Source organism: uncultured Chryseobacterium sp., from assembly GCF_913776365.1.
GTDB lineage: Bacteria > Bacteroidota > Bacteroidia > Flavobacteriales > Weeksellaceae > Chryseobacterium.
Genome location: NZ_CAJYMO010000104.1, coordinates 1 through 7,266, shown reverse-complemented (window position 1 = coordinate 7,266; position 7,266 = coordinate 1). Strand labels below are relative to the sequence as shown.

Genomic DNA, 7,266 nt, shown 5'->3' with positions numbered 1-7,266 from the left:
CCAGAGGACTTCCTGGGCAGAAGTACTGAGGATGGCGCCTAAGAAAAAGGCACCGGCATAGAATTTTTTCATTCCTTATGTATCTGAGTTATAATTATTAGGTTTTAACGGCGCGAAGATATTCTTTATACTTCACCCCGGAAAGAAATAATCCGTTATTTCATATTTATGTTATTTTGTTTTTATATTCATTGGCAAATGTAGACCGCTCATGCGACAAAACGTGTCGTGTTTTATTTTAAATTCACCATTTTATTCAATTGTTTTCATGATAAGGTAATCACTCAAAAAAAACAATGAAATGTTACAATTAAAACAATCAAATATAAGCAAAATATAGTTACCTGTATTTATTCTTTACTGTAAAACCAAAACAGACCTTCCTAAAATATCATCATCAGCTGGTGCCGGCCGATTCATATTCTTAGGCTAATCTCCGGCAACAGGGAGAAATATTTGCATAGCATCTGCCATTTCTTTTATTGATACTTATAAAAATAAGAACGTGGAATAAAGTGAGATTACCCGGCCGGCTGCCAACTGGAATGGATGTATTTTATTTTCGCACAGTACAGCTATATCACTGAATATCAAATGCGGTTTATAACCAGTCAGGAACTTTCGGTATAAAATCCGATTCGATCCGAATGGCCGTCCTGTCTTTTACAGCCCTAAAAACAAATCAGCAGTATAGAGCCACTTTGCGGGATAGCGCTTTTCCGCTTTTTTATAACGTTCTATTCTGCCTAAAACAGCACCGGCGGCCATAATTGGCCGCCGGTGCTAAAAAAATAATGTAAATATGAAGTTCGTTTATAGAATGACCGTCTGTATGGAGTGTGCAGGTGCCGGCAGCTTTGCTGCCATGCCCTCGATCCACAGGTGGGTATCGATGTCATTGTCGCTATCGTTCATGATCACGGTCACCAGCTGCCCGTTCCGGTTCATAAAGGTAGTGGAGGTCAGGGCAGCGCGGTTAGAGGAGCTGCCGATCCTTTGTGCTTCCGGCTTAATGAATTTCGATACGTGGCCTACGTAATAATATTCATAGGTATAATGTACTTCCCCGGTTTTGGTATCGGCGATGATCGGTGCAAAGCAGAAGTTGCCGACATGGTTCGGCCCCCCGGTTTCGTCCAGCAGAACATTCCAGTCGGTCCATAGTGCGGTTCCTTTGTTGAAATCGTTCAGCATATTCCTTCCGTAGAGTTCGCCGAGCTTTACATCGTAAATCTTAGACAGGTCAAACTGCTCCTTACAGCCCTCGGTAAAAGCCAGGAACTTATCCGGGAAAGCCCGCTGGGTTTCGGACAGGTTATCGAAGAGCTGGGTTTTATTGTTCCAGGTTTCATACCAGTGGTAACCGATTCCGGCGGCATATTTCGAGGTTTCAGGATCGCTTAAGGTGGTGGTGGCCCGTTGATAGATCAGGTCCCGGTTGTGGTCCCAGATCATGACTTTTTTATCTTTGTAGCCGTTTTTCCAGAGGGTCGGACCCAGGTTTTTTCCGAGGAAATCGCCTTCTTCTTCCGCGGTATAGATGCAGGATTCCCAGGTCTGGGTAGCCATCGGCTCATTCTGCACCGTCAGTCCCCATACGCCGATTCCTCTTTTTTCATATTCTTTAATGAATTTTATATAATATTCCGCCCATGGCTGGTAATACTTATTTTCCAGCCTTCCGCCTTTAAGCAGGCTGTTGTTGGATTTCATCCATGCCGGCGGGCTCCACGGAGAGAAATAAAAGGTAAAATCCTTGCCGATTGCTTTCCTGGCTTCCTGAATCATCGGGATCTTGTACTTCTCGTCATGGGCAATATTGAATGACTTCAATGCCGTATCGCCATCCTGTACATAGGTATAGGAATCGCTTGAGAAGTCACACGAATTCATGTTGGTGCGCACAACGGTATATCCCAATCCGTTTTTTCCGTAATAGGCTTCTATAATTTCCTGCTGTTTCTTTTTCGGGAGCTTATAGAAAGTTTCCGCAGCAGCGTCCGTAATGGCACCTCCGATTCCGATCAGTTTCTGGTACTTAAAATCGGGGTCTACAAAAATACAGGCATCGGTTTCTTTAGGCTGCCCGAATTTTTCAAAGGAAACGCTTCCTTTATCCGCCATTTTCTCACCGGTCTTAGCGTCGGTAAGAACTACCCTTGCGGTTTTCCCGGTATTCTTCTTCCAGTAGCTTTGTGCATTGACCTGTACCAACATTGCCGCTGCAAAACAGCTAATCATTAATTTCTTCATACGTATTTCTTTCTGTTTTTCTTAGAGACTGCACGCTCCGTTATTCCGTTTGTTTTCTGTTCCGGTAGACCCTTACATAATCTATTTCAAATTTCTGCGGAAACACCGTATCGTCGATGCCTTCCTTTCCGCCCCAAAATCCGCCGACCGCCAGATTCAGGATCAAAAAGTACGGCTGGTCGAACGGCCATGCCCCATAATTTTTTTCTTTGTTCTGATAGGTAAAAAATTTCCGGTTGTCTACAAAGACCTCAATTTTTTCCGGTGTCCATTCCGCTTTATAGACATGGAACCGTTTGCCTGCATCGTTCACCAGCACGGTATCAGTTTTCTGGGTACCGATGATATGGTTGTATGCTCTGGTGTGTACGGAAGCATGGATATAGCCGGGACGATATCCTACGTGCTCCATGATGTCCAGCTCGCCGTCATCCGGCCATTTTTTCATTCTTTCGCTCATCATCCAAATCGCAGGCCAGGTTCCCCTGCCTGCGGGCAGCTTTGCCCGGACTTCCACCGTCCCGTACTGAAAGGAGAATTTTCCTTTGGTCAGAAGCCTTGCAGAAGTATACTCCTTTTTTTCAAAGTCTTCTTTTCTGGCTTCGATGACCAGTTTACCGTTTTCCACCCTGGCATTTTCTAGGCGGTCTTTTGTATAAAACTGGGCCTCGTTGTTCCCGAATCCGCTGCCTCCGGTATCATAATTCCATTTTGCCGTGTCCGGCAATCCCCTGTTATTGAATTCGTCACTCCAGATCAGCTCCTTTCCTGCTTCCGCTTTGCCGGAGGCACACTGCAGCGAAGAGAAAATAAGAGCTCCCCCGAGCATTCCCTTAAAAAGTTTACCAATGTTCATAGATACGGTACGAGGTATGGGTTTTTACCGCCGAAAGCGGGTTTCATCCCGCTCCCAGTCCGTACACTGTTTTTTTTTATTTCATCCACCTGATTCTTTTTGTCTGGACGTGCTGCGAATCTGTTCCGACCATAATATCGAATTCTCCCGCTTCCCAGTCGTAGTTCAGCTGATCATCATAGAATTTCAGGTCTTCCGGGGTGAGGGAAAAGGTAATATTTTTGCTCTGCCCCTTCCTGATCATGACTTTCTGAAAACCTTTCAGTTCCTTTACGGGACGCACGACCTTTCCGACCAGATCCCTGATGTACAGCTGCACCACTTCCTCACCATCATAATTTCCGGTATTGGTCACGTTTACAGTAATAGTCAGCGTTTGCTGACCTTTAAGCTCCGTTGAGCTCAGCGTCATATCTGAATACCGGAACCCGGTGTAACTTAATCCGTAGCCGAAAGGGAATTTCGGATCATTATCCAGGTCGATGTAGGCAGAAACATAATTCCTGTCGGTATTGTTCTTCGCCGGTCTCCCGGTGTTATAGTGGTTGTAGTACACCGGGATCTGGCCTTCGTTTCTCGGGAAGGTCATCGGCAGCTTCCCGGCAGGATTCACTGTCCCGAACAACACATCGGCAATGGAATTCCCGGCTTCGGTACCAAGCCACCAGGTATAGAGGATGGCCGGAACATGGTCTGCTGCCCAGTCGAACACCAGCGGGCGCCCTGCGTTGATCATCAGGACTACAGGCTTTCCTGTTTTTACGATTTCTTCCAGCAACTCTTCCTGAACCCCTGAAAAATGAAGATTGCTCCTGCTCTTCGCCTCTCCGCTCATGGCATGCCCCTCGCCCAGCGTCATGATGACTACATCCGCTTTTTTAGCCGTTTCTACCGCTTCCGCAAAGAGGGAGCGGTCCCGGTCATCAACATGGCAGCCTTTGGCATACAGGAGTGTTGAATTTTTATCCAGCCGGTTTCTGATCCCGTCGAACTGGGTAACAATCCGCTGCGGGTCATCTTTAAATGCAACCGACCAGAATCCGTGGTTGGCAGTGGTCTCTTTTCCGAAAGGCCCGATTAAGGCGACTGTCTTTGCCGACCTCGAAATCGGAAGGATATTCCCCTGGTTTTTAAGCAGGACAATGCTTTTGGAGCCAAATTCCCTGCCGAATTCCCGGTGTTCCCGGTTATTGGTCTGCTCCTGCTGCTTCTTTTCACTGCTGAACCGGTAAGGATCATCAAACAGTCCCATTTCAAATTTTTTAACCAGGATCCTTCTTGCAGCATCATCGATCAGTTTAGGATCCACTTTGCCTTCCCTGACCAGTTTTGGTAGTTCTGCCATATAGGCGCGGCTTTCCATGTCCATATCGCTTCCGGCGATCACTGCTTTTTCTGCGGCTTCTTTATTGTCCCGGGCATAACCATGCGGCACCATCTCGCCGATGCTGCCCCAGTCGGATACGACGAATCCCGGATAATTCCATTTTCCTTTCAGGAGATCCCTTAGTATGTAGCGGTTTGCCGTTGCGGGAACCCCGTTGATGTCGTTGAAAGAGTTCATGAATGTGGCAACACCGGCTTCCGCCGCCGCTTTGAAAGGCGGCAGGTAAGTTTCGTTCAGCTGCCTGAGGCTCATGTCTACGGAATTGTAATCCCTTCCGCCCACTGCTGCTCCATAAGCCGCGAAATGTTTGGCGCAGGCCATAATCGCCTCCGGAGTTCCGAGGCCTTTTCCCTGGAATCCCCGGATCCTGGCCAGCCCGATTTTAGTTCCAAGGTATGTATCCTCGCCGGAGCCTTCCATCACCCTTCCCCATCTCGGGTCGCGGGCCACATCCACCATCGGGGCAAAAGTCCAGTGGATTCCGTAAGCGGAAGCTTCCGTGGCAGCAATCCGCTCGGACTTTTCAATCATAGCAAGGTCCCAGCTTGCCGCCTGCCCGAGATTTACGGGAAAGGTGGTCCTGTAGCCGTGGATCACGTCCTGTCCGAACAACAAAGGAATTTTTAATCCGGACTGTAGTGCCAGCTGCTGGAATTTCCGGGTTTCCGCAGCGCCGGCGACATTAAGCATAGAACCCACCCTCCCTTTTTTTATCTCTTCCAGAACGGTTGCGGAACTGGAATTCTGAGGGCCGGTAGCATATTCAAATCCGCTGTACTGCACCATTTGTCCCACTTTTTCTTCAAGGGTCATTTTTGATAAGAGTTCTGATACCTTCTGATCAATGGTCTTCTGGCCTGAGGCCTGTATTCCGAATGTTGCTGCCGCGAGTAAGAAATATACTTTTTTCATGCTTTTCTTTAAAAAATGTAGGTTGCCGTTGAGCTTCCTGAAATGGTGACAGGCGCTGCCTGCTGCTGGTATTTAATGGTGAATGACTTATCCGAAGCACTGCTGTTCTGCACAATGAGGACGGTTTTTCCTGCCGGTGTCCTGAAGGCTGCCGTGGAAAGATGATCCGCTTCTGTTGATGCAATCCTCTGGGAATTGGCGGGAACAAACTTTGAAGCGTGGGCAATGATATAATAGGCCACATTTTTCTCATATCCCGTGGCTCCCGTAATGGTTACGGCACCTTTGCACTGCGTACATCCGCCCGGTGTATGCGGGCCGAATGAGGCATTGTTGGCCACGTTCCATTCCAGGGCAGTACGGCTCCAGTTTCTCACCGATCCAATAATAACATTTTTTACGTGCCAATCCAAATCCCCGGAGAAATTTCCTGTGGAGCTGGTCCATTGTTCCGTAAAGTAGACGTTCTTGTTCGGGAAGAGGTCGTGTACCGTGCCCAATGCAGAGATATTGCCTGCATACAGGTGGAATGCCGAGCCATCCACATAAGCATTGGCTGCAGGATCATTCAGGACGGCCAGCGGATAAGCCGGATTGTCGCAGTTATGATCGTAAGCAATAATCTTGGTGCTGATATTGGCAGCCTGGAAAGCGGGACCCAGGTTATTTTTGATAAAAGTGGTCTGATGGGCAGCCGACATGTAAAGGCTCGGGTTGTTTCCCGGGTGCAGCGGTTCGTTCTGCGGGGTAACGGCATCAATTTTTATTCCCTGTGCCTGCATGGCCTGGATGTATTTCACGAAATACTGGGCGTAGACGGCATAATATTCGGGTTTCAGGCTTCCGCCCACGGTGCTTCCGTTGTCTTTCATCCAGACGGGTGGCGACCATGGCGTAGCCAGTATTTTTATGTTCGGATTGATGGCGAGGATGTCTTTGAGCATCTGAATGAGGGCCTGGTCTTTGGTCAGGCTGAACTGCGAAAGGCTCAGGTCCGTCTGTCCGGAAGGCATGTCATCATAGGAAAAGACCTCACTGTTAAGGTCCGAAGCTCCGATGCTGATCCTGAGATAGCTGACGCCGATCCCCGAGCTGCTGAAAAGATCGTTCAGCAATTCCTGCTTTTTGGCAGCACTCAGCTGATTGATGACTTCCACACTTCCGCCGGTCAGGGTATAGCCAAAGCCGTCAATGGTCTGAAAAACCTGTGCCGGATCGATCTCAATGGATGTTCCTGAAGCGGACGTTCCTGAAAATACGGCGTTGCCCTGCTGCTGGAGCTTTACCGACTGATCGCCTTTCGTAAGCCATACCTGCACCGGATTTCCGTAGGCACTCCCGTTTCCGCTGCCCTGGTTTTCGGTAGCGGCAAGATCAGACGATGCGCTGCTGCACTGTAAAAAACAAAGAAGCGCTACACCGCTAAGTGCAGCACTTCTAAGTACGAAACTATATGAATGTTGTGATTTCATAGTACTTTTGTAGGGTTGGGTTATTGAGCTCTTCGAACTTCAACGTTATCAATAGTCAGCCCGCTTACAGTTTTTCCACCGCATTTTATCAAAAGATAAACAGGTCCGGTAGTAGTCGCAGTAAAGGTTCCGCCATTTTTGCTCCCGCATCCTACCGCTGATACTTTTCCGCCGAATGCTGATTTTCCGCAACCGTCCCAGGTATTGATATTTCTATATACTGTTCCGCTGATGTCTTGTCCTGAGGCCGGTATACTGTTCAGAACATAAACTTCAAACCAGGTATCTTCCAACGCGCTTGCTGAAGAAGCTGTAAGATCAATGGTATATTGTTTTCCGGCCTCAACATTGATTTTTGTATAAATCGCCTGTTGATTGCTCTCACT

Annotated in this window: 4 protein-coding genes and 1 pseudogene; all 5 read right to left on the bottom strand. The window is 47.9% G+C overall.

Annotated features, from left to right (window positions below; translation table 11 throughout):
• Positions 1-813: 813 nt before the first annotated feature.
• Positions 814-2,253: a glycoside hydrolase family 30 protein gene (locus QZ735_RS05130; RefSeq protein WP_294245111.1), complete on the bottom strand. Its 1,440-nt coding sequence runs from the start codon at positions 2,251-2,253 to the stop codon at positions 814-816.
• Between the two features lie 40 nt (positions 2,254-2,293).
• Positions 2,294-3,109: a glycoside hydrolase family 16 protein gene (locus tag QZ735_RS05125; protein WP_294245109.1), complete on the bottom strand. Its 816-nt coding sequence runs from the start codon at positions 3,107-3,109 to the stop codon at positions 2,294-2,296.
• A 76-nt stretch (positions 3,110-3,185) separates the two neighbouring features.
• Positions 3,186-5,408: a beta-glucosidase BglX gene (gene bglX / locus QZ735_RS05120; protein WP_294245107.1), complete on the bottom strand. Its 2,223-nt coding sequence runs from the start codon at positions 5,406-5,408 to the stop codon at positions 3,186-3,188.
• Between the two features lie 8 nt (positions 5,409-5,416).
• Entirely contained in the window at positions 5,417-6,880 is a 1,464-nt protein-coding gene (locus QZ735_RS05115) for a glycoside hydrolase family 30 beta sandwich domain-containing protein (RefSeq protein ID WP_294245105.1), read from the bottom strand.
• A 20-nt stretch (positions 6,881-6,900) separates the two neighbouring features.
• Positions 6,901-7,266, bottom strand: a pseudogene (locus QZ735_RS05110) (hypothetical protein); the annotation flags it as partial.